The 23,441-nt window shown below is 65.5% G+C and carries 26 protein-coding genes; 13 read left to right on the top strand and 13 right to left on the bottom strand.

The window, feature by feature from the left end:
- Window positions 1-36 precede the first annotated feature (36 nt).
- Complete coding sequence (locus XH92_RS21890; protein WP_194461006.1) at window positions 37-567, top strand: hypothetical protein; 531 nt, start codon at window positions 37-39, stop codon at window positions 565-567.
- Here the strand turns inward: XH92_RS21890 and XH92_RS21885 are convergent.
- The 3 genes from XH92_RS21885 to XH92_RS21875 form a co-directional block, all read right to left on the bottom strand.
- Window positions 564-764 carry a hypothetical protein gene (locus XH92_RS21885; RefSeq protein WP_194461005.1) on the bottom strand — a complete coding sequence of 67 codons (201 nt, stop codon included), beginning with the start codon at window positions 762-764 and terminating at the stop codon, window positions 564-566. The genes XH92_RS21890 and XH92_RS21885 overlap by 4 nt on opposite strands.
- Before the next feature lie 2 nt (window positions 765-766).
- A complete protein-coding gene (locus XH92_RS21880; protein ID WP_194461004.1) occupies window positions 767-2,167 on the bottom strand; it encodes an ammonium transporter in 1,401 nt (466 codons plus the stop codon).
- Between the two features lie 497 nt (window positions 2,168-2,664).
- Window positions 2,665-3,897 carry an MFS transporter gene (locus XH92_RS21875; protein ID WP_194461003.1) on the bottom strand — a complete coding sequence of 411 codons (1,233 nt, stop codon included), beginning with the start codon at window positions 3,895-3,897 and terminating at the stop codon, window positions 2,665-2,667.
- Window positions 3,898-4,030: 133 nt separating this feature from the next.
- Between XH92_RS21875 and XH92_RS21870 the strand changes: the two genes are divergently transcribed.
- The 3 genes from XH92_RS21870 to XH92_RS21860 all read left to right on the top strand — a co-directional run bounded on the left by XH92_RS21870 (window position 4,031) and on the right by XH92_RS21860 (window position 7,060).
- Complete coding sequence (locus XH92_RS21870) at window positions 4,031-4,630, top strand: TetR/AcrR family transcriptional regulator (RefSeq protein WP_194461002.1); 600 nt, start codon at window positions 4,031-4,033, stop codon at window positions 4,628-4,630.
- 88 nt (window positions 4,631-4,718) lie between these two features.
- Window positions 4,719-5,960 (top strand): serine hydrolase, encoded by a 1,242-nt coding sequence (locus tag XH92_RS21865; RefSeq protein ID WP_246788521.1) that lies wholly within the window; start codon window positions 4,719-4,721, stop codon window positions 5,958-5,960.
- A gap of 92 nt (window positions 5,961-6,052) precedes the next feature.
- Complete coding sequence (locus tag XH92_RS21860) at window positions 6,053-7,060, top strand: IS5 family transposase (RefSeq protein ID WP_194455643.1); 1,008 nt, start codon at window positions 6,053-6,055, stop codon at window positions 7,058-7,060.
- A gap of 223 nt (window positions 7,061-7,283) precedes the next feature.
- Here the strand turns inward: XH92_RS21860 and XH92_RS21855 are convergent, their stop codons facing one another.
- Together XH92_RS21855 and XH92_RS21850 are read right to left on the bottom strand one after the other, a co-directional pair.
- Entirely contained in the window at window positions 7,284-8,657 is a 1,374-nt protein-coding gene (locus XH92_RS21855; RefSeq protein WP_194461001.1) for a PleD family two-component system response regulator, read from the bottom strand.
- A 15-nt stretch (window positions 8,658-8,672) separates the two neighbouring features.
- Window positions 8,673-9,038 (bottom strand): response regulator, encoded by a 366-nt coding sequence (locus XH92_RS21850; RefSeq protein WP_194461372.1) that lies wholly within the window; start codon window positions 9,036-9,038, stop codon window positions 8,673-8,675.
- 228 nt (window positions 9,039-9,266) lie between these two features.
- On the opposite strand from XH92_RS21850, the gene XH92_RS21845 reads away from it, so the two are divergent.
- Both XH92_RS21845 and XH92_RS21840 read left to right on the top strand, forming a co-directional pair.
- A complete protein-coding gene (locus XH92_RS21845; RefSeq protein WP_194461371.1) occupies window positions 9,267-9,566 on the top strand; it encodes a DUF3572 domain-containing protein in 300 nt (99 codons plus the stop codon).
- Window positions 9,545-10,861, top strand: a complete 1,317-nt coding sequence (locus XH92_RS21840) for a DNA polymerase IV (RefSeq protein ID WP_194461000.1) — start codon at window positions 9,545-9,547, stop codon at window positions 10,859-10,861. The genes XH92_RS21845 and XH92_RS21840 overlap by 22 nt, the downstream gene beginning before the upstream one ends.
- Window positions 10,862-10,982: 121 nt before the next feature.
- On the opposite strand, the gene XH92_RS21835 is transcribed toward XH92_RS21840, so the two are convergent.
- Window positions 10,983-11,384, bottom strand: a complete 402-nt coding sequence (locus tag XH92_RS21835) for a RidA family protein (RefSeq protein ID WP_194460999.1) — start codon at window positions 11,382-11,384, stop codon at window positions 10,983-10,985.
- Between the two features lie 258 nt (window positions 11,385-11,642).
- A complete protein-coding gene (locus tag XH92_RS21830; protein ID WP_194460998.1) occupies window positions 11,643-12,509 on the bottom strand; it encodes a cell envelope integrity EipB family protein in 867 nt (288 codons plus the stop codon).
- A gap of 266 nt (window positions 12,510-12,775) precedes the next feature.
- Between XH92_RS21830 and XH92_RS21825 the strand changes: the two genes are divergently transcribed.
- The 4 genes from XH92_RS21825 to XH92_RS21810 all read left to right on the top strand — a co-directional run bounded on the left by XH92_RS21825 (window position 12,776) and on the right by XH92_RS21810 (window position 15,884).
- Window positions 12,776-13,243 (top strand): RidA family protein, encoded by a 468-nt coding sequence (locus XH92_RS21825; RefSeq protein ID WP_194460997.1) that lies wholly within the window; start codon window positions 12,776-12,778, stop codon window positions 13,241-13,243.
- A gap of 3 nt (window positions 13,244-13,246) precedes the next feature.
- Window positions 13,247-13,999: a glycerophosphodiester phosphodiesterase gene (locus XH92_RS21820; protein WP_194460996.1), complete on the top strand. Its 753-nt coding sequence runs from the start codon at window positions 13,247-13,249 to the stop codon at window positions 13,997-13,999.
- Between the two features lie 155 nt (window positions 14,000-14,154).
- The gene (locus XH92_RS21815; RefSeq protein ID WP_194460995.1) at window positions 14,155-15,405 is read left to right on the top strand and encodes a GNAT family N-acetyltransferase; all 1,251 of its coding nucleotides are present in this window, start codon (window positions 14,155-14,157) and stop codon (window positions 15,403-15,405) included.
- Between the two features lie 53 nt (window positions 15,406-15,458).
- Window positions 15,459-15,884 carry an HIT domain-containing protein gene (locus XH92_RS21810; protein WP_194460994.1) on the top strand — a complete coding sequence of 142 codons (426 nt, stop codon included), beginning with the start codon at window positions 15,459-15,461 and terminating at the stop codon, window positions 15,882-15,884.
- Window positions 15,885-15,991: 107 nt separating this feature from the next.
- Here the strand turns inward: XH92_RS21810 and tsaA are convergent, their stop codons facing one another.
- The 5 genes from tsaA to XH92_RS21785 all read right to left on the bottom strand — a co-directional run bounded on the left by tsaA (window position 15,992) and on the right by XH92_RS21785 (window position 19,927).
- Window positions 15,992-16,483, bottom strand: a complete 492-nt coding sequence (gene tsaA / locus XH92_RS21805) for a tRNA (N6-threonylcarbamoyladenosine(37)-N6)-methyltransferase TrmO (protein ID WP_194460993.1) — start codon at window positions 16,481-16,483, stop codon at window positions 15,992-15,994.
- Window positions 16,484-16,486: 3 nt separating this feature from the next.
- Window positions 16,487-17,467 (bottom strand): tripartite tricarboxylate transporter substrate binding protein, encoded by a 981-nt coding sequence (locus tag XH92_RS21800; protein WP_246788520.1) that lies wholly within the window; start codon window positions 17,465-17,467, stop codon window positions 16,487-16,489.
- Between the two features lie 61 nt (window positions 17,468-17,528).
- Window positions 17,529-17,873: an AzlD domain-containing protein gene (locus XH92_RS21795; protein ID WP_194460992.1), complete on the bottom strand. Its 345-nt coding sequence runs from the start codon at window positions 17,871-17,873 to the stop codon at window positions 17,529-17,531.
- Entirely contained in the window at window positions 17,870-18,622 is a 753-nt protein-coding gene (locus XH92_RS21790; RefSeq protein ID WP_194460991.1) for an AzlC family ABC transporter permease, read from the bottom strand. Before XH92_RS21790 ends, XH92_RS21795 begins: the two co-directional genes overlap by 4 nt.
- 189 nt (window positions 18,623-18,811) lie before the next feature.
- Window positions 18,812-19,927, bottom strand: a complete 1,116-nt coding sequence (locus XH92_RS21785) for a lytic transglycosylase domain-containing protein (RefSeq protein WP_246788519.1) — start codon at window positions 19,925-19,927, stop codon at window positions 18,812-18,814.
- Window positions 19,928-20,018: 91 nt separating this feature from the next.
- On the opposite strand from XH92_RS21785, the gene XH92_RS21780 reads away from it, so the two are divergent.
- Together XH92_RS21780 and XH92_RS21775 are read left to right on the top strand one after the other, a co-directional pair.
- Window positions 20,019-20,948 (top strand): glycine/sarcosine/betaine reductase selenoprotein B family protein, encoded by a 930-nt coding sequence (locus XH92_RS21780; protein ID WP_194460990.1) that lies wholly within the window; start codon window positions 20,019-20,021, stop codon window positions 20,946-20,948.
- Window positions 20,949-20,957: 9 nt separating this feature from the next.
- Window positions 20,958-21,185 carry a hypothetical protein gene (locus XH92_RS21775; RefSeq protein ID WP_194461731.1) on the top strand — a complete coding sequence of 76 codons (228 nt, stop codon included), beginning with the start codon at window positions 20,958-20,960 and terminating at the stop codon, window positions 21,183-21,185.
- Between the two features lie 137 nt (window positions 21,186-21,322).
- On the opposite strand, the gene XH92_RS21770 is transcribed toward XH92_RS21775, so the two are convergent.
- On the bottom strand, window positions 21,323-22,336 hold the full coding sequence (locus XH92_RS21770; RefSeq protein WP_194460989.1) for a bile acid:sodium symporter family protein: 1,014 nt from the start codon (window positions 22,334-22,336) through the stop codon (window positions 21,323-21,325).
- A gap of 105 nt (window positions 22,337-22,441) precedes the next feature.
- On the opposite strand from XH92_RS21770, the gene XH92_RS21765 reads away from it, so the two are divergent.
- Entirely contained in the window at window positions 22,442-23,293 is an 852-nt protein-coding gene (locus XH92_RS21765) for a LysR family transcriptional regulator (RefSeq protein WP_194460988.1), read from the top strand.
- Window positions 23,294-23,441 lie beyond the last annotated feature (148 nt).

Raw genomic sequence — 23,441 nt, 5'->3', positions numbered from 1 at the left:
ATGTCTTTCGGGCAAGTCCCGGGCGCAGGGGCTCACATGATCGCAAGCTTGGACGAAGGAAATGTCGGCGGCTACTCGGTCGCCTATGGCCGCGAGGACACCTACTTTCCGGTCTATGTCACGGCTGCCCTCGCCGCGATCTTCCTGACCGCGACCTGGATCACCGGCGCGCTGTATTGGCTGGCGCTGGCGGCGGCCGCGGCCGGCTTCACCTATTACAACATCCCGCTGCTGGAGGCCGGTCGTCCGACCATCGGGGCCAACCAGTACGGCATCTTCATCCAGGCCTTCGGGCTGATCCGCTGGCGCGCCGTCACACGCATCGACCTCGTCGAGATCGCCGAGCGCGCGATGACGGTGCACGAGTTGCAGATCGCGCTCAATGGACCGCTCGGCAGCGCGCTGGTGGCCGATTGGCGCAAGCGGCCGGCCTACCGGCTGCTGATGCGCCTGCCGTGGCGCATGGACCATCGTGGCGTGGTCCGCGTCAATCTCGAGCCATTCGACCGGACGCCCGACGAGATCCACCGGACGTTCCTCAGGATGTGGCGCTACTATCGCAGCTAGCGGCCGCCGAACGCCTCATCAGGCAGATGCGCATCCGCGATGCGTGCATCCGGATTGTGTGTGATGGTCATGAACCAAATGAGGCTGAAGAACAGCGACCACGCTGTGTTCCAATAGAACCAGTTCATCGGATCACCTCGAACAGCTTTGATCCGCGCCAGCCGGCAAAGATCGCCGGCTGGGCGGAATGCCGCCAAGTCTACTGCACGACCTCGCCGTGCAGTGCCAGATCCAACCCTTCGCGCTCGATGTCGCGCGTCACGCGAAGCCCGACGAAGAGATTGATCACGAACAGGATGATCAGGCTCACGACGGCATCATACACGAAAACCGTCGCGACGCCGATGCATTGATTGAGGAACTGCGCGGGATTTCCCTCCAGAACGCCGGCCGTTCCACCATACTGTTCGACCGCGAACACCCCGGTCAGCAACGCACCGACGATGCCGCCGAGGGCATGGACGCCGAAGCAATCCAGCGCGTCATCGTAGCTGAACATGCGCTTCAAGCCGGTGCATCCCCAGTAGCAGCAAACGCCGGCGGCGATGCCGATGGCGAAGGCGCCGACCGGCCCGACGAAACCGGAGGCCGGCGTGATCGCGACGAGGCCGGCGACGGCACCCGAGCAGATACCGACGACGGTCGGCTTGCCCTTCAACGCCCATTCCACCAGCATCCAGGTGAAGCCCGCCACTGCGGTTGCGATCTGGGTCACCAGCATGGCCATGCCGGCCTGCATTCCGGCCGTGACGGCGGAGCCGGCGTTGAAGCCGAACCAGCCGACCCACAGCAGCGAGGCGCCGATGAAGGTCAGCACCATATTGTGCGCCGGCCCGGTCTCGACGCGCTTGCCGAGCATGATCGCGCACATCAGGCCGGCCACGCCGGCATTGATGTGCACCACGGTGCCGCCGGCGAAGTCGAGAACCTTGACATACGCGGCGTCGTTACCCGCCGAGAAGATGCCGTCGGGTCCCCAGACCCAATGCGCGATCGGCGCATAGACGAAGATCGCCCACAGCCCGATGAACCAGAGCATCGCCGAGAACTTCATCCGCTCGGCGAACGCGCCGGCGATCAGCGCCGGCGTGATGATCGCGAACGTCATCTGGAAGCAGATGTAGACGGCCTCAGGAATGGTCGCGGCGAGCGGGTTGGGATTGCCGATGCCACCCTTGCCGATGTCGCTCAGGATGTCCTTGAGGAACATGCGATCCAGGCCGCCGATAAACGGCGTGCCGGCACGAAACGCCAGGCTGTAGGTGAGCACGGCAAACAGGATCGTGACCAGGCAGGTGACGGCGAAGCTGGTCATCACGGTGTCGCCGACATTCTTCTTGCGCACCATGCCGCCATAGAACAGGCCGAGCCCCGGCACCGTCATCATCAGGACGAGTGCGACTGACGTGAGCATCCAGGCGGTGTCGCCGGAATTCGGCGTGCACTTTTCGAGAATCTTGCCGCCGCAGGCAGGCGGCGCCGCCGCGGCATCCTCGGCCAGCGCGAGGTCGCTGAACAGCAGGCAGAGAAACGCCACTCCCAGCAGGGCAACCAGGATTCTCACGAGCTTCGGGCGCGTGTATGTCGCAAACTCCATCATCGTCCTCCCATCACAAGAAATGCCGGTGTTCGGAATCGGCGCAGCGCGTTCGGAGCGCGAATGCCGAAGGACAGCGCGCGTTCGGTTATCGGGATGTCTCGAAGTGCCGTGGCGCGAGCGGCGGGACGCAGCGAAGTCGTCGCGGCGCCAAGCCGGACATCGGGCGCAAGGGCACCCGTCTCGGCGGCGCGGCGAAGGCCGTGGTGCGCGGATGGCTGGAGAATGACGGCGACTAGCCTCATCGCGGCCAGCCCTTCCCATGGGTCCCCAGGCCGGAACCTCAGCGACGGCTTCCGGCACGATTTCTAGACATCCTTAATCAAGATTCGTGCCACCCATGCGTGCGGCGTAACAGGTTGAAGATGCTATGACTTCAATCCGCGCGCGGAACCGCTTCGCGCCCCCTGCACGTTCTCGCGGCAGATGATCGATGCAAAAATAGGCAGCAATCGACGACTGCCCTCGTATGCGGCAGTCGCCGGTGGCGGGATCGGAAGCTAGACGGCCTTGAGCAGCGGCGGCTGCGCCGGCCGGATCAGCGCGAAGGCGAGCTGGATGATGCCGCCGGCGAGACCGAGGGCGACACCGATGCGCCAGGCCATGGTGTAGGAGCCGAGCGAGTCGTAGAGCACCCCACCGCCATAGGCGCCGAGGAAGCTGCCAACCTGGTGGCTCATGAAGGCAAGGCCCTGGATCATCGCCTGCCAGCGCAGCCCGAACATCTCGGCCACCGCGCCCGCAACCAGCGGACCGACGCCCATCCAGAGGAAGCCCATGATGGCGCCGAACAGCAGCGTCGATGCGGGCGTTGCCGGCAGCATGAAGTACCAGGCGAGCGCCAGCGAGCGCAGGATGTAGATGCCGCCGAGCAGCGCCAGCTTGTTCCAGCGTTGGCCGGCCCAACCGAAGAACAGCGAGCCGAGCACGTTGAAGCCGCCGATCATGCCGAGCGTCTGCGCGCTCAGCATCGGATCGAGCCCGCAGATCGCGAGATACGACGGCAGATGCGTGGTGAGGAAGACGAGCTGCATGCCGCAAACCATGTAGGCGCAGGTCATCACCACGAAGGACGCGTTACCGAACGCGGTCTTCGCCGCGGTCGCAGCGGTGGCGTTGCCGATGTCGTCACCCGCCGGCTTCGGCAGCGGAATCCTGTCTACGCGCCCTGCGTACAACGCAGCCGGAATCATCCCGATCGACAGGATCACGAAGCCGGCAAGCCCGACGCGCCAGCCAAAACCTTCATTGAGAATCTGGCCGAGCGGCGCCGACAGCAGCGCGCCGAGCGAGCCCGCGGCGGAGACGATGCCGAGCACGGTCGAGCGCACCATCTCCGGCACAGCGCGTGCCGCGACCGACATCGCGATCGCATTCGCGGTGCAGGCGAGCGAGAGGCCGATCAGCACACCGGCGCCGATCATGATGCTGACGAGCCCATGCGCCGTCGTCATCAGCACAAGGCCCGCGATGTAGGCCAGCGCACCGACCACCATGATCGGGCGGAAGCCGTAACGCACCGTCATCGCGCCCGCCAGCGGCTGAAGGAAGCCCCAGGCGAGGTTCTGCACCGCCAGTGCCAGCGTGAAATGGGACACCGAGATGCCGATGTCGTGCGTCAGCGGCTGCATGAAGATGCCGAGGCTCTGCCGCAGCCCCATGCTCAGCGTGAGCATGATGGAGGCACCGATCAGAATGGGAAGCGTCGGACGCAGGACCTGCAACAGGGGCATTGTTCTTATTCTCCCAAGACGGTGCGGCACGAGTGCCACGGCCTGCGATTCACGCATGTTTTGGTTACACAGACCTGTGTACTTAGGCTATACTGGGGGCCGACTGTCAAGCGAAGAGGATCACGGCCTGCGCATGGCTTCCCCGCCTCCCAAACAGACAATGAAAGAGCGGATTCTCGAGACCGCCGACAAACTGTTCTATCTGCAGGGCATTCGCGCCGTCGGCGTCGACACCATCGCGGCCGAGATCGGTATCAGCAAGCGCACGCTCTACAATCACTTCCCATCGAAGGACGCGCTGATCGCGGCCTATCTGCAGCACCGCTTCGTGCAGCCCCGCCCCTCCGACAAGCCGCCGGCCGAGCAGATCCTCGCAACCTTCGATTCGCTGGAGCGGCGCTTCTCGGCGAAGGATTTCCGCGGCTGCCCGTTCGTGAACGCGGTCGCCGAGCTCGGGCCGGACGACGAGGACCGCACCGTCCGCAACATCGCCGTCGCCTTCAAGGAAAGCCGCCGGGTCTCGTTTCGCGATCTGCTGCGGCAGCTTGGCGTCACCGATGCCGAGGCACTTGCGACCCAGCTGACGCTCCTGGTCGACGGCTCGATTGCGCAGGACCTGGTGCGCAACGATCCGGCGATGGCGCGCGCGGCGAAGGAAGCCGCCCGCGTGCTGCTGGTGAATGCGGGCATCAAGGTCGCAAGCCCCTCAGCAGACAAGAAGCGCGGCGGATAAATCCGGTTGCGCAAACAGGTTCCGTTTGATTGGTAGCGCTGACCACGCGCGACCCTCTGAGTGGATATTCCGTCACGCGAGATTGTCGATGACCGCGCAAACGCGGCACAACTGGGGAACGACCATGGAAGATCTGAAGGTGACGGCCACCGGCTACGATTTTGCGCCGGCACGCGCCGCCATGCAGCGCTATATCGACAACAATCTGCTGTCTGGCATCTCCTGGTCGGTCCTGGTCGGGCGCGACGTCGCCGACACCGGCTGCGTCGGATGGGCCGACAAGGAAGCGCAGGTCCCGCTGCGCACCGACCACATCTTCCGGGTGTTCTCCAACACCAAGCTGATCACCTCCTGCGCGGCGCTGCTGTTGCTCGAGGACGGCCGCTTCCGGCTCGACGACCCGATCGAGACCTTCATCCCGCAGCTCGGCAACCGCAAGGTGCTGCGGCCGGGCGCGATGTCGATCGATGATGTCGAGCCGGCGCAGAGCTCGATCACCATCCGCCAATTGCTGAGCCACAGCGCCGGCTTGAGCTACGGCTTCTTCGATCCCGGCACCGTCATCTTCAAGGCGCTCAACGAGCGCGGCGTGCACAATCCCAACACGACCTTGGCCGAGATGGTCGACGTGCTCGCCGGTCTGCCGTTGATCTATCAGCCGGGCACGTCGTGGGAATACTCGCTCGCGATCGACGTGGTGGCACGGCTCGTGGAAGTCGTCAGCGGCCAGAGCTTCGACAAGTTCATCAAGGCGCGCATCCTCGATCCGCTCGGCATGGTCGATACCGGCTTCGTCGTTCCGGAAAGGGATCACGGCCGGCTCGTCGCCTATTACGCCGGCGCCGACCTGATGGAGCCGATGAAGCCGGGCCTCACCCGCACCGACAATGCGCCCTTCCCCGGTGCCTATCTGCGCCCGGTCGCAAGGCTCAATGGCGGCGGCGGCCTGGTGTCCACGCTGCCCGACATGGTCGCGCTGATCCGCAGCCTGCTGCCCGGCGGACCGACGCTGCTGAAGCCGGACACGATCGCAATGATGATGTCCAACCAGTTGCCCGCAGGACAGTGGATCCGCTTCGCGATGATGGGCGAGCAGCCCGGCAAGGCGCATGGGCTTGCCGGCGGCCTGATCCTCACCCCCTCGCCGATCGATCATCCCGACGCGGCCGGCGAGTTCTATTGGGGCGGCGTCGCGGGCACGCAGTGGTGGATTTCGCCGAAGACCGGGATCGCCGGTGTCATGATGGCGCAGCGCCAGATGGCGTTCGTCCATCCGTTCTCGTTCGAGTTCAAGCGGATGGCCTATGACGCGGTGAAGCGCGGGCGGTAGGTTCATCTACCTGTCGTCACCCGCGAAAGCGAGGGCTTTGCAGAAGTCTGCCGGGATGATTCTCTTTGGTGAAGGATTCGCCGGAGGAACGGATGGCGGAGCGGCAGATTGGTCAATTGAGCTTTACCGACGGGCTGGTGAATGACGCGGCTCGAGCCAACGCGCCTTTGCAGCGAGTATCGGAACTGGTCGACTGGAGCGCGATTGAAGCGCTGCTGAGCGGCTTGCGTAGCGGGTCGATGGGAGCGCCCGCTTACCCGTCGCTGGCGCTGTTTAAGGCGCTGTTGCTGCAGCAATGGTATGGGTTGTCCGATCCGGGCCTTGAGGAGGCGCTGGTGGACCGCCTGTCGTTCCGGCGCTTCCTGGGCCTGTCGCTGAGTGAGCCGGTACCGGATCATTCCACGCTGTGGCGTTTCCGCGAACAGCTGGCCAGGAGCGGGCTGGCGGAGCGCGCTTTTGCCCTGATTACGGCGCAGATCGAGAAGTCCGGCTTCGTCTTGAAGCGCGGCACATTGATTGACGCTTCGCTGATCCGCTCGGCGGTTAATCCGCCCGAACCACCGGATCCCGATTTGCCCCCGGATGCGGACGGGCGCCCCGCCAGCAAGCTGGTCAAAAGCCCTCACGATCCTGACGCCGCCTGGACCAGGAAGGACGGCAAATATGCCTTCGGCTACAAGATGCACGTGGCGATGGACCAAGGCAGTCGCATCATCCGGCGCCTTGCCTTTACGCCAGCCAATGTCAACGACACCGTGCCCGCCGACGAGCTGATCTGCGGCGACGAGGCAACAGTCTACGCTGACAAAGCCTACGATACCATCGCGCGACGTGGGCGGCTGAAGCAGATGGATATTCGCGACGGCATTATGCGCAGACACAACCGCTGGCTTCGCTTGGGGCCTTGGGCGGTGCGTCGTAACGCGGTCATCTCGCATCGACGCGCGCCGATCGAACCGTTGTTCGCATTGCTCAAGCGCGTCTACGGCCTTGCGCGTGCCCGCTATCGGGGCCTGATACGCAATGCCGCAGCTTTCCAGCTCGCCGCGACCGCGATCAATCTCCAGCGATGGGCCAGGACGCCACCCCACATCGCCTAACCAAACGAGGCACCCAGCCATCATGGCTGGCCCGTCCAGCCGCTAACCGGCCCAAACAACAGCCGTCCGGCCCCGTCGAGCTGTTCGACTTTCGCAAAGCCCTCGCGAAAGCGGGTGACCCAGTATTCCAGAGGCAGTGACGCTTGAAACGAGAAGCCGCGGCGTACTGGATACCCCGCTTTCGCGGGGTATGACGACGGAGATCCGGAGGGAGTGAAGAGCGCTACGCCGCCGCAGACACCACGCGGTTGCGGCCGTCGTGCTTGGCGCGATAGAGTGCGGTGTCGGCGCGCTTGAGCACGTCGGTCACCTGCTCGCCCTTGCGCTCCAGCGTGGTCAGCCCGATCGAGATCGTGACCGTGATCCGCTTGCCGCCCTTGTCGACGGTGAACGGCTCGCCCGCGATCGAGCGGCGCAGCCGCTCGGCGACCATGCCGGCGACATGCAGATCGGTCTCCGGCATCACGATCACGAACTCCTCGCCGCCATAGCGGCAGGCGAGATCGATGCCGCGGATCGACTTGCGGATTCGAACGGCGAATTCGCGCAGCACGTCGTCGCCGGCGTCGTGGCCGTAGGTGTCGTTGATCGCCTTGAAGTAGTCGATGTCGAGGATCATCAGCGCCAGCGGCTTGCCGCGGATCGAGGCCTGCTCCGCCAAGGTCGCGAGGTGGCTTTCCATGTAGCGCCGGTTGTTGAGGCCGGTCAGCGCGTCCGTGATCGCCATCTCGATCGAGTTCTGCACATTGTCGCGCAGATGATCGGTGTAGCGGCGACGGCGGATCTGGGTGCGCGCCCGCGCCAGCAGTTCGTTCTTGTCGACCGGACGCAGCAGATAGTCGTTGACGCCGATCTCGAGCCCGCGCATCAGCCGCGTGTTGTTGTCGGCATCCGAGATGGCGAGGATCGGCACCTGGCGGGTGCGCTCCAGCGAGCGGGCCTGGCTGCACAGCCGCAGGCCATCGAAATTGTCGAGGCTGAGCGACACGATCAGGAGGTCGTAATTGCCCTCGGCGGCGTGGAACAGAGCCTCCGACGGATTGGTTTCGACGTCGACCGTGTGCTCGGCGGAAAGGATCGGCGCCAGCTTCTCGTAGGACGACGGCCGGTCGTCGACGAGGAGGATGCGGCCGCCGGTGCCCTTGTCGGCAATCGCGCTGCGCTCGGGCGCCTGCATGCCGATCTCGAGCGAGGTGATGGCGCGCATGCGCAGCTCATCGGTCATCATCTTCAGCCGCGTCAGCGAGCGCACGCGCGCGATCAGCACGACGTCGGACACCGGCTTGGTGAGAAAATCATCGGCGCCGGACTCAAGCCCGCGCACACGATCGGCCGGGCTGTCGAGCGCGGTGACGATGACGACGGGAATGAAATGGGTCGCGGGATTCGACTTCAGGCGGCGGCAGACCTCGAAGCCGTCCATGTCAGGCATCATGACGTCGAGCAGGATGATGTCGCATTCGGCGCGCGCGCAGATTTCCAGCGCCTCGGTGCCGTTGGAGGCGGTCAGCACATCGAAATATTCGGCTGACAGACGGGCTTCCAACAGCTTGACGTTCGCCGGAACGTCATCGACGACGAGGATACGCGCGGACATTGCACCACAACTCCCCTATCCGATGAAGCGTCGGACAGTCTCAATAAATTTGCCGACCGAGATCGGCTTCGACAAATAGGCTTCGCAACCGCCCTCGCGGATACGTTCTTCGTCGCCCTTCATGGCGAAGGCGGTGACCGCGACCACCGGAATCATGCGCAGATCGGGATCGTCCTTGATCCAGCGCGTGACCTCGAGGCCGGAAACCTGGGGCAGTTGAATATCCATCAGGATGAGGTCGGGGCGCAGCTTGCGCACAAGATCGAGGGCTTCGAAGCCATTGCTGGTGCCCGAAGTCTGATAGCCATGCGCTTCCAACAGATCGCGAAAGAGCTTCATGTTGAGCTCGTTGTCCTCCACGATCAGGACGGTTTTGGCCATCCCGTCCCTCCCTAACCCAGGAGACGGGCCCTGCTGCGGCACCTCACGCGCCGCGCTCGGGACGCGTCGAAAATGTGAATTCAAACTAGCGCCAGAATCGCTCTAACCCGTTAACCCGTAGTCCAACTTCCGCAGCGTGGTTTCCGTTGCTTGAACACACGCGGAAGACTCGGGCATGATGGGCCTCTCAATAGAGACCATAAGTTAACGGAAAGGCAAACCGGCGCGTTGAAAAAGCCTGTTCACAACCCCCGGGAAGTTGCTGAAATCGTTGCAATTCAGGCGCTCGGCTTCATTGCCGGCGATCCCGAGCGGCTGGGCTTGTTCCTGGCCGAAACCGGAATCGGTCCGGAGACGCTGCGGAACGCGGCGTCCAATCCTCAATTTCTCGCGAGCGTGCTCGATTTCGTGATGCGCGACGTTGCCACCGTGAAGGCGTTCGCCGCGGCCTCGGAGCTGCACCCGACCAACATCGCCGCCGCCCATCAGGTGCTGGGCGACCCGAAATGGGAGCGCGACGTGCCGTGACGACGGCAGCGCCAGCGCCCGACGGCCCCCTCAGTTTCTGCCGGGACTGCCTCGGCGACCTCGACATCAAGGTGAAGCGCTGCAGCCATTGCGGGTCGCCGCGCCTGGTGCGTCACCGCGCCCTGCCCGCGCTTTCGCTGGCGCATATCGACTGCGACGCGTTCTATGCCACCGTCGAGAAGCGCGACAACCCTGAGATCGCCGACCGCCCTGTCATCATCGGCGGCGGCAAGCGCGGCGTGGTGTCGGCGGCCTGCTACATCGCCCGCACCTACGGCGTCCGCTCGGCGATGCCGATGTTCAAGGCACTGGAACTCTGCCCCGACGCCACCGTGATCCCGCCCGACATGGCGAAATATGTCCGGGTCGGACGCGAGGTGCGCCAGGCGATGCAGGCGCTGACGCCGCTGGTCGAGCCGCTATCGATCGACGAGGCCTTCCTCGATCTCGCCGGCACGCAGCGCGTCCACGGCATGATCCCGGCCAAGGTGCTCGCCAAATTCGCCCGCGACGTCGAACGCGACATCGGCATCACGGTGTCGGTCGGGCTGTCCTGCAACAAGTTCCTCGCCAAGATCGCCTCCGACCTCGACAAGCCGAGAGGCTTCGCCGCACTCGACCAGGACGAGGCCCGCGAGATGCTTGCGAGCAAACCGGTCGGCTTCATCTATGGCGTCGGCCCTGCGACGCAGGAGAAGCTGGTGCAGCGCGGCTTCCGCATCATCGCCGATTTGCAGCGCGCCGACGAGAACGAATTGATGAAGCAGTTCGCCAGCGAAGGCCGCAGGCTGTGGCGGCTGGCGCGCGGCATCGACGACCGCAGCGTGGTGCCCGATCGCGGCGCCAAGACGATCTCGAGCGAGACCACCTTCGAGACCGACATCCGCGATTTTGCAATCCTGGAAAAGCTGCTGTGGAAACTGTCGGAGAAGACCTCGGCGCGGCTGAAGAGCAGCGACCTCTCGGGCTGCACCATCACGCTGAAGCTGAAGACCGCTGATTTCCGCCAGCGCACCCGTTCGCAATCGATCCAGACGCCGACCCAATTGGCCGCCAAGATCTTTGCGGTGACGCGCGAGATGCTGGCCAAGGAGATCGACGGCACCGCCTTCCGCCTGATGGGCGCCGGCGTCAGCGCGCTGCGGCCGGGCGCGCAGGCCAATGATTCCGACATGCTCGACCGCCGCTCGGCCCACGCCGAACGCGCGATGGACAATCTGCGCAAGAAGTTCGGCAATGCCGCCGTGATCCGGGGCATTGCCTATGAGGGGCCGCAGAAGAACGCGGAGGAGTAGTTCGGGACGGTGCCTCAGACTCCGTCATTGCGAGCGCAGCGAAGCAATCCATGCTTCAGCGTATGCGGAATGATGGATTGCTTCGTCGCTTCGCTCCTCGCAATGACGGGAAGCACGGTCCTCAATCCGCGACCGCCACCGCCTCGATCTCGATCAGCCATTCCGGGGCCGCGAGCGCGGTGACGCCGACCAGCGTCGAGGCCGGCGGCTCCATGCCCTCGAAGAAGGCCGAGCGCGCCTTGCCGATGATCGGGCGCAGCTCCGGTCGGTAGCCGACGACGAAGGTCGTGATCTTGACGATGTTGGAATAGCTCGCCCCGGCGGCCTTCAGCGCCATGCCGAGGTTCTGCATCACCTGCGTCGTCTGCGCAGCGAGATCGCCGGCGCCGACCACCCGGCCCTCCTCGTCGGTGGAAACCTGCCCCGAAATGTAGATCGTGCGCGCGCCCGATGCGACGACGACGTGGGAGTAAGCCGGATTGTGATGCAGGCCGCTGGGGCGAAGATGGTCTGATTTGCTCATGATGTGCCTCCCTGACACGCGTGTTTCGGGAAGCGTACTCGCGTCGGATGGTTCCGGCCAGAGTGGTCTCGCGGGGTGCTTAAGACTCCGCCGTCGTCCCGGCGAAGGCCGGGACCATTACCACAGGGTTGAGTTGTTGAAGAAAGCTGTGGCCCCAGCGTCGCGCAATCATCAGCTTCGGTGGTTGGGTCTCGGCCCCCGTGCGCAATTTGCGCACCAGGCCGGGACGACACCGAGGGCGTGGCGACGGCCAGCCCCTCATTTGCAGGGCTTGGAATCCCTGACGTTGAACTTGTCCAGCGCGCCCGAGATCACGAAATCGTTGTAGTCGAGTACCAGCGCGCGGGAGACGCCGTTCTCGTAGAGCTCGAACGACATCGCGTAGACCGGCGTCTGCTCGCCGTCCTTGGCGCGGGCGTCGCTGTCGTAATAGCTCACCGTCACCGGCCAGCGCGTCATGGTCTTCATCGCATCGCTTGCCGTCGACGGATCGGGCGATGACGGCGCGCGGTCGCCCGTGATCGGCCGGCCGATCACGGTCAGCGTGTTGTAGACCTTCTCGCCATTGTCGGAGCCGTCATAGACGGTCTGCTCGAGCACCGATTTGCCGTCGCGGGCGGCGGCGATGATGTGCTGGATCTGCTCGGTCGGGAACACGATCTTGCCGTCGAGGTTGAACGTCTTCTTCACCGGCTGGGTCAGCTTCACGGTGATATGATCGCCGACGCGCTCGGCGATGCCGTCGACCGGCGACGAGTCACTGTCGTTCATCCTTGTGTCGATCTTGAAGCGATAGCTCTTGCCCGACGCGTCCTCCCAGGACGTAGAGCGCAGATCGGATAGCGTCACCTTGCCCTCGCCGCTGTCGAGCTCGGACACCTGGCGGAATTCGGAGGTATAGCCTTCGCAGGAGCTGCCGGAGAAATTGTAGAGGATGCGCCCGCGTGCATCGCTGACCGAGTTGGAGCCGCGCGACTTCACGAGGCTGAGATCATACAACGCCTGATGCGCCAGAAACGGCCCGCTAGCCGCGGCAGCGGCCGACCCTTGAACCAGACCGGATCCTGCGGCGACGGCGATCGTAAGCACCAGGGCACGCGACGGATTCCGAAACGGCAGGGTCATGTGTTGTCCTCAGGGAGGCAGGGATTCCCCACAATAGTGACGGTGGTATTGCGCCGCAACTGGGGCAAGTCTGACAAAATCGCAATATATGCAGCGAAAATTCCGTCGTTTTCGGCAGTTTTCCGTGCGATTCCGCAATGTCTTGGCCGCGCAGCCGGCACCTTCCTGTCGCTTGCAACCGGCGGCACGATGCGCGAAACAATCGAAACAAATCTGGCCCTGACCGCGTTTCAGGCTTCGTGCAATCCAACTTGGGGACAAAAAAGATGGCGGGTACCGTCGAACAGAAACTGGCGTCACAGGGCATCACACTTCCCGAGCCGACCTCCCCGGTCGCGAACTACGTCCCCTTCGTCCGCAGCGGAAACCTGCTGTTCATCTCGGGCCAGGTCTGTTTCAACGCCGAAGGCAAGCTGATCGCCAAGGGCAAGCTCGGGGCCGGCGTCACGCTCGAGCAAGGTGTCGCCGCGGCGCAGGGCTGCGCGATCAACCTCCTGGCCCAGGTCAAGGCAGCCCTCGGCGATCTCGACAAGGTTGTGCGCGTGGTGCGTCTGGGCGGCTTCATCAACTCGGCCCCCGACTTCTTCGACGGACCGAAGGTGCTGAACGGCGCCTCCGACCTGATGGTCGCAGCCTTCGGCGACAAGGGCCGCCATGCCCGCACCACCGTCGGCGTCGCCTCGCTGCCCGCCGATGCCGCCGTCGAGGTCGAAGGCGTGTTCGAAGTCGCCTGATCGATGCGCGCGCCTGATTGGCTGACGAAGCGGCCGGTCGCCCATCGCGGCCTGCACGATGCCGCACGCGGCATCATCGAGAACATGCCGGCCGCGGCCAGCGCCGCGGTCGCGGGCAATTTCGCCATCGAGTGCGACATCCAGCTCACCGCCGACGGCGAGGCGATGGTGCATCACGACGATGCGCTCGGCCGCCTCACCGAAGGCTCGGGCCTGCTCTCGACCAAGACCGCGGCCGAGCTGAAGGCGGTGAAGTTCAAGAGCACCTCCGAGCAGATGATGACGCTCGGTGACCTCTGCGCGCTGGTCGCCGGCCGCGTACCGCTGGTGGTCGAGGTGAAGAGCCATTTCGACGGCGACCGCAAGCTGGTTCGGCGGATGTCCGAGGTGCTGGCGTCCTATTCCGGCCCTGTTGTCGGCATGTCGTTCGATCCCGACCAGGTGCTGGCACTGCGCGAGATCATGCCGAGCCTGCCGCGCGGCATCACCGCCCAGCGCACCTATGACGACAGTTCCTGGACCAAGCTGACGCCGGCCCAGCGCGACGGCATGCTGTACCTGCGCCACGGCTTCAAGACCGAGCCGCATTTCGTCGCCTTCTGGGTCAACCAGCTGCCGGCGCCAGCGCCCTGGATCGCCCGCAACATATTCGGCTGCCCGTTGCTGGCCTGGACCGTGCGGACAGTGGAACAGCGCGCGCGCGCCGCGCGCTTCGCCGACCAGATGATTTTCGAGGGGTTTGTGCCGGGAACCTAAGATGTCGCCGGCAGTCTTGAACTCGTCGCTGCGACGCACGATGTTGTCGGGAGTTGGTCGTCATCGGCGATGGCGGAATGCGGAGCATGATCCGGAAGTGGAGCCAGCTGTTCCGGAACGATCATGCTCAGAAGAGGCACCGGTCTTCACTCTCGATGGCGTCGTCTGAAATCACCCTAGAGGCTGTGGCTGACATCGGCGGCATTCCCGCCGCCGAATGGGATGCCTGTGCCAATCCGAAGGCCGGCGCGGACAGCATTCACAACCTCGACACGCTGGCCTCGCCCGCTGCCGCAGGCGATTGCCAGACGACTGCAGGTTCGAGCTACAACCCCTTCGTTTCCCACGCCTTTTTCGCCGCCGCCGAAGCCTCCAATTCGGCCTGCCCGCGGACCGGCTGGGGCCCCCGGCATCTGGTGGCAAAGCTCGATGGCCGGATCGTCGGCGTCGTGCCCTGCTATCTGAAATCGCACTCGCAGGGCGAATACGTGTTCGACCGCGGCTGGGCCGAGGCCTATCACCGCGCCGGCGGCAGCTACTATCCGAAGCTGCAGGTCTCCGTCCCCTTCACGCCCGCCACCGGGCCGCGGCTGTTGATCCGCGACGGCGTCGACCGTGAGGTGATCGGCTCGGCGCTGGCGCGCGGCCTGCGCGCGCTGTGCAACGCCACCGAGGCCTCCTCGGTGCACGTGACCTTTGCCCGCGAGGACGAAGCCAAATTCCTCGGCGCGCATGGCTTCCTGCAACGGACCGACCAGCAGTTCCACTGGCACAATGAAGGCTACAAGACCTTCGACGACTTTCTGGGCTCGCTGAATTCGCGCCACCGCAAGGGCATCAAGCGCGAACGCCGTGAGGCGCTTGCCGCCGGGATCACCATCCACTGGCTGACCGGCTCCGATATCACCGAGGACGCCTGGGACGCGTTCTTCGAGTTCTACATGGAGACCGGCTCACGCAAATGGGGCCGGCCGTATCTGACCCGAAAATTCTTCTCGCTGATCGGCGAGAGCATGAGCCGGGACGTGCTGCTGGTCATGGCCAAGCGCAACGGCCGCTGGATCGCGGGCGCCATCAACTTCATCGGCTCGGACACGCTGTTCGGCCGCAACTGGGGCGCGATCGAGCACCACCCGTTCCTGCATTTCGAGGTCTGCTACTATCAGGCGATCGATTTCGCGGTTCAACGCGGCCTCAAGGTGGTCGAGGCCGGCGCGCAGGGCGAGCACAAGCTGGCGCGCGGCTACCTGCCGCAGACCACCTATTCGGCGCATTTCATCGCCGATCCCGGATTGCGCCGGGCGATCGCCGATTACCTCAAGCGCGAGCGCGATTATGTCGCCGAGGTCGGCCGCGAGCTCACCGAGGCCGGCCCGTTCCGCAAGACCGTCGACGACGATGCTTGACGTTTGGACCGTGACCCAGACATTAAACCTACAAAATCCAGGGAGCCGCCCCCATGCCCGCCGCCTATGACAACAACAACCCCTTCGCAAAAATTCTGCGCGGCGAGTTTCCGTCCTACAAGGTCTATGAGAACGAGCACGTGCTCGCCTTCCTCGACATCATGCCGCGCTCGCCCGGGCATACGCTGGTCATTCCGAAGGCCCCTGCCCGCAACATCCTCGACATCACGCCGGACGACTACGCGCACGTCGCGCGCGCCGCCCACAAGATCGCCGCCGCTGCGATGAAGGCGTTCGAGGCCGACGGCATCACCGTGCAACAGTTCAACGAGCCCGCCGGCGGCCAGGTCGTGTTCCATCTCCACATGCACGTGATGCCGCGCAAGGACGGCGTCGCGCTGCTGCCGCCCGCCAGCCGCAAGGAAGACGGCAAGGTGCTGGAAGCGCATGCGGCAAAACTGATCGCGGCATTGAAGTAGCGGCCTTTCCTCGTCATTGCGAGCGAAGCGAAGCAATCCATGCTTCAGTGCATGTGGAGCGATGGATTGCTTCGTCGCTCCGCTCCTCGCAATGACGGCTGAAAACCCTACTCCGTCTCGAAATCCCCCGCCTGCGGCGCAGCCAATGGCGTGAACTCGCAGCGGTCGGGCTTGACGTCGATCAGCGGCGTCTCGTCGAGGCAGTCGAGGCCGCGCACCAGGATGACGTTGCCTTCGACGCCGACCAGCTTGACGATCGAGGTGCCGATCGGGTTCGGGCGCACCGGCGAGCGCAGCGAGAAGGTGCCGCGGGTGTTGCCGTTGTTCTTCGGGCTTTGCAGCACGATGTCGCGGCGCGACTGGTGCAGCCAGTACAGCACCTCGAGGTTCGAGTAGAAATCGACGCCCTTGATCGCGGCGACCCAGGGCTCGAAGATCTCGAGCCGGCACACCGGCCCATCATGCCGCCCCTGCCGCGGCGTCGCCAGCCGCGAGGTCCAGGGCGTGCGGATGCGGCCGATGAAGACCAGCCCGGCGTCGCGCGCCGTCGGCATGTCGACGGCGACCTCGCCCTGGCGCAATTCCATTTCACGTACCATGTGTCAGTCCAGCGATATGTTCAGCGCCTTGATCACGCCCGCCCACCGCGCGCGGTCGGTGTCCACGAATTTGTCGATCTCGGCCTGGCTCTTTACGCGCAGCGGCGGAAAACCGATCCTGACCAGCGAAGCGCGAAACGCCTCGTCGTTCAAGGCCCGGTCGAGGCTCGCCTTGATCTTGCCCGCGATCTCGTCCGGCACTTTCGACGGCGCTGCAATACCATACCAGACGCTGACCGCATAATCGGGATAGCCGCTCTCGGCGATCGTCGGCAGGTCGGGCAAATCGGGGATGCGCTCGGTGGAGCTGACGGCGAGCGCGCGCAGCATGCCTGACTTGACCGGCGGCAGCGCGGTGCCGAGCGTGTCGAACATCAGCTGGATGTTGCCGGACAGCAAATCCTGCAGCGCGGGTCCAGCGCCCTTGTACGGCACATGGGTCATCTCGACGCCGGCCATCTGCTTGAACATCTCGCCGGCGAGATGAACGGTACCGCCGGTGCCGGCCGATCCAAAATTGAGCTTGCCGGGATTCTGCTTGGCGTAGGCGACGAACTCCGCGATCGTCTTCGCGGGCACGGACGGATGCACCTCCATGATCATCGGCGCGTCCGTGATCACGGACAGCAGGCGGAAATCCCGGGCTGGATCGTAAGGCAGCTTCTTGTAGAGCAGCGGATTGAGCACGAAGATCGAGGCCGCGGTCACGAACAGCGTGTAGCCGTCGGGATCGGAGCGCGCCACCGCCTCGGCGCCGATCGCGCCCTGCGCGCCGGCCTTGTTCTCGACCACGACCACCTGCTTGAGATCGCGCCCGAGATATTCGCCGACGAGGCGGCCGAGCACGTCGGTCGGTCCGCCTGCGGCATAGGGCACCACGAGCTTGATCGGACGCGTCGGATAGTCGGCAGCACGCGCCGGCAGCGCCGCCACCAGCAAGGCAGTCAGTGCCGCAATGAAGGTCGATGATGCGCGCCGCTGCATGACGTTTCCCCGTTGTCTTGTTGTTGGGAAACGAGAGTAACGGATAATGCGGCTGCCGCAATCAGCCGAGCCAGTATTTGCCCGCGATCAGGACGATCTCGCCCACGATCACGCCGGCGAAGATCGATTTCCTCGCCAGCATGAATGCCACAAAGCCCGCGGCGACGGCGCCGTAACGCAGCCAGTCCGGCACGCTGGCGAGCGCGCCCGGCGGCTGCACCACGATCTGCGCAATGATCCCGGCGAGGATCGCGGTGGCGACTGCCCTCACCCAGACCAGGAGCTCGGAATTCTCGTCGATGCCGCCGCCGAACCAGAGGCCGAGCATGCGCCAGATCTGGTTGGGGATGACGCCTGCCACGAACAGAACCGCCAGCGCGTGCCAGTCGCCGATGAAGCTGCTCATGCGCGCGCCTTCACCATGCCTGCCCTGGCGCGGTGCACGCCATAGGCGATGGTTCCCGCGACGACGCCGCTGACCAGGATGTCGACGCCGCTGTTCAGCATCGCGGCCAGCGGGAACAGCAACAGCCCAAGCACCAGCGCGATCACGTCGGCGAGCTCGCGGCAATTGCGTGCGGTGGAGAACAGGAAGGCGAGCGGCGTCAGCATCAACATGCCGGCGGCGAGCAGCGGCGTGAGGTTGGCCGCGAGCGTGTAGCCGATCGTGTTGGCGATCAGGCAGACCGAGACCAGCCCCAGACCGAGCCCGTGGATGAAGGCGATCCGCCGGTTGCGCGGCACCTGCGGCAGGAAGCGGTAGCATTCGACCCACAGCGTCACGGCCGTCAGATGCGCCACCAGGATCAGATGCCGCCGCTTGGTCTGTTCGGTGCGCATCAACGGCAGCACCGACACCACCATCGGAAACAGCCTGATCGCGCTGACCGTGACCGCGATCGCCGATTGCAGCACAGTGGCGCCGGAGCCGAGCGTCGTGATCACGATGATCTGCGCCGGCCCCGCCCAGACGAACGCGGTGCTTGCGAGCGTCCAGCCCAGCGAGAAGCCGCTATCATGCGCCAGCGCGCCGATGCCGAGATAGGTCGCAAACAGCACCAAGGTGAGCACGGTCGCGCCGATCGACCGCGCGCCCCACAGGAAGGCGCGGAACGAGGTCTGCCATTGCGGGGAATCGAGCGGAGGAAGCGCCACGGGAAGCCGGATGGTTTTGCAATCGCGGCGGATTAGGGCGCGCGCGACGCAGGGTCAAGCAAGCGGGTGCACAGCGCTGCTATGCAGTAGCCCGGATGGAGCGAAGCGTAATCCGGGACAGCTCTGACCCACTGCACGAGCAGCCCCGGATTTCGCTGGCGCTTCATCCGGGCTACGGGAGCTACGCAATCAAGCCCGGTTCTTCAGCACAAAGCACGCCCCGCCCGCCTTGCGGATGCGGCTGCACAGGCCGTCGGCCTCGGGGCGCGTGTCGGCGCCGATGCGCACCTGGTAGAACGTCGCGCTGCCGCGGGTGCGCAGCCGCGAGCTCAAGAGGCTCGGATCCTGATCGCCGATCACGCTCGACAGCCGCTTGATGGCACGGGCATACATCGCCAGCGCCTTGTCGCGGCTGAAGCCGGCGGCGAGCTGCACGCCCCACACCTTGGCCGCCGACAGCGTGATGTGCTGCTCGAGCCCGGCCACGAACGGATTCGGCGCACGCTTCAGCAGCGCCATCAGCTCGCGGCAGCTCGTGGTCGGCGCACGCTGTGGCATCTTGCCGTTGCGGCCGGCGGCGGCCCAGTCGTCGACGCTGGAGCCGGTGATCGCTGAGACGTAGTTGCGCGTCTCCTGCGGCATGTAACCGGAGCCGGCGAGCCAGTCCTGGATCCGGCGCGGGCCGGCATTGTAGGCGGCGGCCGCAAGGCCGAGATTGCCGAACTGGTTGCGCAGCTCGCTAAGGAATTCAGCCGACTTCGGCAGCGCCTGCACTGGATCGAGCGGATCAAGCAGCCCGCGCTCGTTCGCCGTGCCCGGCATGAACTGCGCGATGCCTTGCGCGCGCTGGCCGCTCCGGGTCATCGGGCCGATCGCGTCGGCCTGGAAGCGGCTCTCCTGCCAGATCACGCGCGCGAAGAATTCGAGCGGCAGATCGTTGGCCCGCGCCGCCGACTCGATCATCAGGCACATCGCCTCGCGGGTGTCGCTCTCGCGCGCGTCGTCTGCCGGTTTCTCGGTCGTTGCCGCAGGTTTCTCGGCCTGCGTCGCCGGCGTATCCACAGGGGGTGCAGGTTTCTCGGCCGATGGCGCGGCCTGCTCTCCCGGCGGCGGCGCAGGCTGCTCCGCCGGCGCTGTGGCAGGTTTCTCGGCGGGCGCGGCGGGCTCGTCCGCGGGCGGCATTGCGGGCTGCTCGGCGCTCGGCGGCGTCGCCGGGGCTGCGGCAGGCGCGTCCTCCGCGCCGGCGCCGACCTGCGGCACCAGCAACACAAGCATGACCCATGCGGCGCAAAGACCCGTTCGCATCGCAAATCTGCTCCCGCGCGGCGTGGCTTGACACCGCAAGCTCGTGGTCTAGCTATGGACTGAAATGATGGCGCGCAAAAGGGAGCGCAAAATGGCCGCAGCTACGGACGATCAACTCGGCTTTGCCTCCGACGACGACGCCCCGATCGGCTACATGAAGCGGACCCGCGATTATTACGAGGCGATCGGCTACACCACCCCCTACCGCTGGGCGCATTACACCTCCGCGCCGTTCCAGCCGCTGAAGAAGCCGCTGAACCAGTCCCGGGTCGCCATCATCACGACAGCCGCGCCGTTCGATCCTGCCCGCGGCGACCAGGGCCCCGGCGCCAAATACAATGGCGGGGCCAAGTTCTATTCGGTCTATGACGGCGACACGTCGCAGCCACACGATTTGCGGATCTCGCATATCGCCTATGACCGCACCCACACCACGGCGACCGACAGCGGCACCTGGTTCCCGCTGGCGCAGCTCAAGCGCCTCGCCGCGGAAGGCAAGATCGGCGAAGTCGCCCCGCGCTTCTTCGGTGCCCCGACCAACCGCAGCCACCGCGTCACCATCGAGACCGATGCGCCCGAGATCCTGAAGCGCTGCCGCGACGACAAGGTCGACGCCGCGGTGCTGGTGCCGAACTGCCCGGTCTGCCACCAGACCGTCAGCCTGGTGGCGCGCCATCTCGAAGCCAACGGCATCCCGACCGTGGTGATGGGCTGCGCCAAGGATATCGTCGAGCACGCCGCGGTGCCGCGCTTCCTGTTCTCCGATTTCCCGCTCGGCAACTCCGCCGGCAAGCCGCATGACGGGGCCTCGCAGGCGTTCACGCTGAAACTCGCGCTACGCGTGCTGGAAACTGCGCCCGGTCCGCAGACCACGGTGCAGTCGCCGCTGCGCTGGAGCGAGGACGCGTCCTGGAAGCGCGACTACAGCAATGCCGATGCACTGAGCGCGGAGGAGCTCGCCCGCCTGCGCCGCGAGTTCGACGCGCAGAAGGAAATCGCGAAGGGTTTGCGCGTCGCTTAGCGCTGGGCGTTGGACACGATCCCTTACCCCACTCACGCTGTCGTCGCCCGGCTCGACCGGGCGATCCAGTATTCCAGAGACGTCAGTGAGTCACTGAGAAGCCGCGGCGTACTGGGTCCCCCGGCCAAGCCGGGGGACGACAGCGGAGGAGCTGCGCTGAGCGCCGATGAGCTGGCGCGCCGCCGCCGCGAGTTCGACGCGCAGAAGGAAATCGCGAAGGGCCTGCGTGTGGCGTAAGGCCTAGCCAATTTTCGGTGTCATCGCCCGGCTCGACCGGGCGATCCAGTATTCCAGAGACGCCAGTCGGTCACGGAGAAGCCGCGGCGTACTGGGTCCCCCGGTCAAGCCGGGGGACGACAGCGGAGTGGCCGCGCTCAGTGCGCCTTGACCAACACCGGCGCAGCATCATGTGATGCCCCTTCCTCACCGCCCGCATAACGGCGCGCCAACGCGGCGCAGGTCATCAGCTGGATCTGGTGAAACAGCATCAGCGGCAGCACGATCAGGCCGACCGACTGCCCGGCGAGCAGCACGCTCGCCATCGGCAGCCCGCTCGCCAGGCTCTTCTTCGAGCCGCAGAACATGATCGCGATGCGGTCGGCGCGCGAGAAGCCGAGCAGCTGGCTGCCAAAATTGGTGATCAGCAGCACGGTCGCCAGTAGCAGCGCATCGAGGCCGAGCACGATGGCCATCTGCGTCGCGTTGACCTGATGCCAGATGCCGTGGCTGACGCCGTCGCTGAACGCGGTGTAGACGATCAGGAGGATCGAGCCGCGGTCGACCAGGCCGAGCATCGCACGGTGCCGCTCGACCCAGCGGCCGATCAGCGGCCGCGACAGCTGCCCCGCCACGAAGGGCAGCAACAGTTGCACGACGATGTCGAACGCGGCATTGCCGGAGAACCCGCCATGGCTCGAGAGCAGCACACCTGCCAGCAGCGGTGTCGCGACGATGCCGAGCAGATTGGAGGCGGTAGCCGAGCACAGCGCGGCGGAGACGTTGCCATGTGCGATCGAGGTGAAGGCGACCGACGACTGCACCGTCGATGGCAGGATGCAGATCAGGATCACGCCCGCCCACAGCGCCGGCGTCAGCAGATGCGGCGCCAGCGCATGCGCGGCGAGCCCGAGCAGCGGGAACAGCGCGAAGGTCGACAGGAAGATCACGAGGTGCAGCCGCCAGTGCCGGGCGCCGACCAGCGCCTCCGTCGTCGACAGCCGGGCGCCGTGCAGGAAGAACAGCAGCGCGATCGCGGCATCGGTCGCGTAGCCGCCGATCACGGTGCCCTGCCCGTGCAGCGGCAGCAGCGTGGCAAGGCCGACCATGCCGACGATGGCGGCGATGTAGGGGTCGACAGGCACGAATGAGCGCAGGCGGCTGATGGTCATGGTGGCTTCCTTTCCTTGACCGGAAAATGGCTTCGCCAACGCCGATTGTGAACCGCGCTTACCGGTGTTATTGTCATTACGTTATGAAATGACGGGCCGACGGCCATGCTCGATCCGACCCAGCTCGAAACCTTCCTGACCGTGGTGCAGACCCAGAACTTCACCGAGGCCGGGCGCCGCCTCGGCCTGAAGCAGTCGACCGTCAGCCAGCACATCCGCAAGCTCGAGGCCGCGGCCGGGCGTCGCCTGTTCGTGCGCGACACCCATTCGGTGGTGCTCACCGCCGACGGCGAAGCGATGACCGGCTTTGCGCGCCCGATCCTCGAGGCCAATGCGCGCGCCCGCGATTACTTCGCGGGGTCGCAGGTGCGCGGCAAGGTCCGGTTGGGCGCCGCGGAGGATTTTGCGAGCTCCCGCCTGCCCGATCTGCTGCGCGACTTCGTCCGCCGCCACCCGCAGGTCGATCTCGAATTGACGATCGGCCTCAGCGCCGTGCTCTACCAGCAGCTCGACGCCGGCGAGCTCGACCTCGTGCTCGGCAAGCGCCGGCCCGGCGACGCGCTCGGGCAACTGGTGTGGCAGGACCGCCTGGTGTGGACCGGTGCGCCCGGCATGCGGCTCGATCCCGACCAGCCGCTGCCGCTGATCCTCTATGCGCCACCGAGCGTCAGCCGCAGCGTGGTGCTGGAGGCGATGGAACGGTTTGGACGACCCTGGCGCATCGTCTGCTCCAGCGGCAGCCTCAGCGGCCTGCGCGCCGCGGCGCTCGCCGGTCTCGGCATCACCCCGCAGGCGCAGGGCCTGATCCCGGACGGACTGGAGGCGTTCCCCGCGACAGGCCTGCCGCCGCTCGGCAACGTCGAATTCGTGGTCCGCACCGCCCGCCGGACCAAACGCGGCCCGGCGGTCGAACTGGCGCAAGCCATCACGGAACGCGGCGGCCGGCTGCGGCCGTAGAAATATAGAGGAAGTGAAGCTACATCCGTCCACGCCGTCATCGCCCGGTCAAGCCGGGCGACGGCACCGAGCCGCCTGCACGATTTCGGAATAATAGAAGGCTACCGCTGAGTTGCCCGACGAGTCAAGTCGCCGTGTCCGCCAGCAA

The sequence above is a fragment of the Bradyrhizobium sp. CCBAU 53421 genome, from assembly GCF_015291625.1.
Lineage (GTDB): Bacteria > Pseudomonadota > Alphaproteobacteria > Rhizobiales > Xanthobacteraceae > Bradyrhizobium.
The sequence above is the reverse complement of the archived record's forward strand: the minus strand, read 5'-3'. Positions and strand labels throughout refer to the sequence as shown.

Excerpts from the sequence above, each read along its gene's own strand:
- XH92_RS21840 (WP_194461000.1), top strand. The coding sequence starts at position 9,545 with ATGGGAGCGCGACGTGCCGTGACGACGGCAGCGCCAGCGCCCGACGGC.
- XH92_RS21875 (WP_194461003.1), bottom strand. The coding sequence starts at position 3,897 with ATGCCCCTGTTGCAGGTCCTGCGTCCGACGCTTCCCATTCTGATCGGT.
- tsaA (WP_194460993.1), bottom strand. The coding sequence starts at position 16,483 with ATGGTACGTGAAATGGAATTGCGCCAGGGCGAGGTCGCCGTCGACATG.
- XH92_RS21770 (WP_194460989.1), bottom strand. The coding sequence starts at position 22,336 with ATGACCATCAGCCGCCTGCGCTCATTCGTGCCTGTCGACCCCTACATC.
- XH92_RS21860 (WP_194455643.1), top strand. The coding sequence starts at position 6,053 with ATGGCGGAGCGGCAGATTGGTCAATTGAGCTTTACCGACGGGCTGGTG.
- XH92_RS21835 (WP_194460999.1), bottom strand. The coding sequence starts at position 11,384 with ATGAGCAAATCAGACCATCTTCGCCCCAGCGGCCTGCATCACAATCCG.
- XH92_RS21870 (WP_194461002.1), top strand. The coding sequence starts at position 4,031 with ATGGCTTCCCCGCCTCCCAAACAGACAATGAAAGAGCGGATTCTCGAG.
- XH92_RS21810 (WP_194460994.1), top strand. The coding sequence starts at position 15,459 with ATGCCCGCCGCCTATGACAACAACAACCCCTTCGCAAAAATTCTGCGC.
- XH92_RS21785 (WP_246788519.1), bottom strand. The coding sequence starts at position 19,927 with ATGCGAACGGGTCTTTGCGCCGCATGGGTCATGCTTGTGTTGCTGGTG.
- XH92_RS21820 (WP_194460996.1), top strand. The coding sequence starts at position 13,247 with ATGCGCGCGCCTGATTGGCTGACGAAGCGGCCGGTCGCCCATCGCGGC.
- XH92_RS21880 (WP_194461004.1), bottom strand. The coding sequence starts at position 2,167 with ATGATGGAGTTTGCGACATACACGCGCCCGAAGCTCGTGAGAATCCTG.
- XH92_RS21830 (WP_194460998.1), bottom strand. The coding sequence starts at position 12,509 with ATGACCCTGCCGTTTCGGAATCCGTCGCGTGCCCTGGTGCTTACGATC.
- XH92_RS21890 (WP_194461006.1), top strand. The coding sequence starts at position 37 with ATGATCGCAAGCTTGGACGAAGGAAATGTCGGCGGCTACTCGGTCGCC.
- XH92_RS21795 (WP_194460992.1), bottom strand. The coding sequence starts at position 17,873 with ATGAGCAGCTTCATCGGCGACTGGCACGCGCTGGCGGTTCTGTTCGTG.
- XH92_RS21825 (WP_194460997.1), top strand. The coding sequence starts at position 12,776 with ATGGCGGGTACCGTCGAACAGAAACTGGCGTCACAGGGCATCACACTT.
- XH92_RS21800 (WP_246788520.1), bottom strand. The coding sequence starts at position 17,467 with ATGCAGCGGCGCGCATCATCGACCTTCATTGCGGCACTGACTGCCTTG.
- XH92_RS21780 (WP_194460990.1), top strand. The coding sequence starts at position 20,019 with ATGGCCGCAGCTACGGACGATCAACTCGGCTTTGCCTCCGACGACGAC.
- XH92_RS21865 (WP_246788521.1), top strand. The coding sequence starts at position 4,719 with ATGACCGCGCAAACGCGGCACAACTGGGGAACGACCATGGAAGATCTG.
- XH92_RS21850 (WP_194461372.1), bottom strand. The coding sequence starts at position 9,038 with ATGGCCAAAACCGTCCTGATCGTGGAGGACAACGAGCTCAACATGAAG.
- XH92_RS21815 (WP_194460995.1), top strand. The coding sequence starts at position 14,155 with ATGGCGTCGTCTGAAATCACCCTAGAGGCTGTGGCTGACATCGGCGGC.
- XH92_RS21765 (WP_194460988.1), top strand. The coding sequence starts at position 22,442 with ATGCTCGATCCGACCCAGCTCGAAACCTTCCTGACCGTGGTGCAGACC.
- XH92_RS21855 (WP_194461001.1), bottom strand. The coding sequence starts at position 8,657 with ATGTCCGCGCGTATCCTCGTCGTCGATGACGTTCCGGCGAACGTCAAG.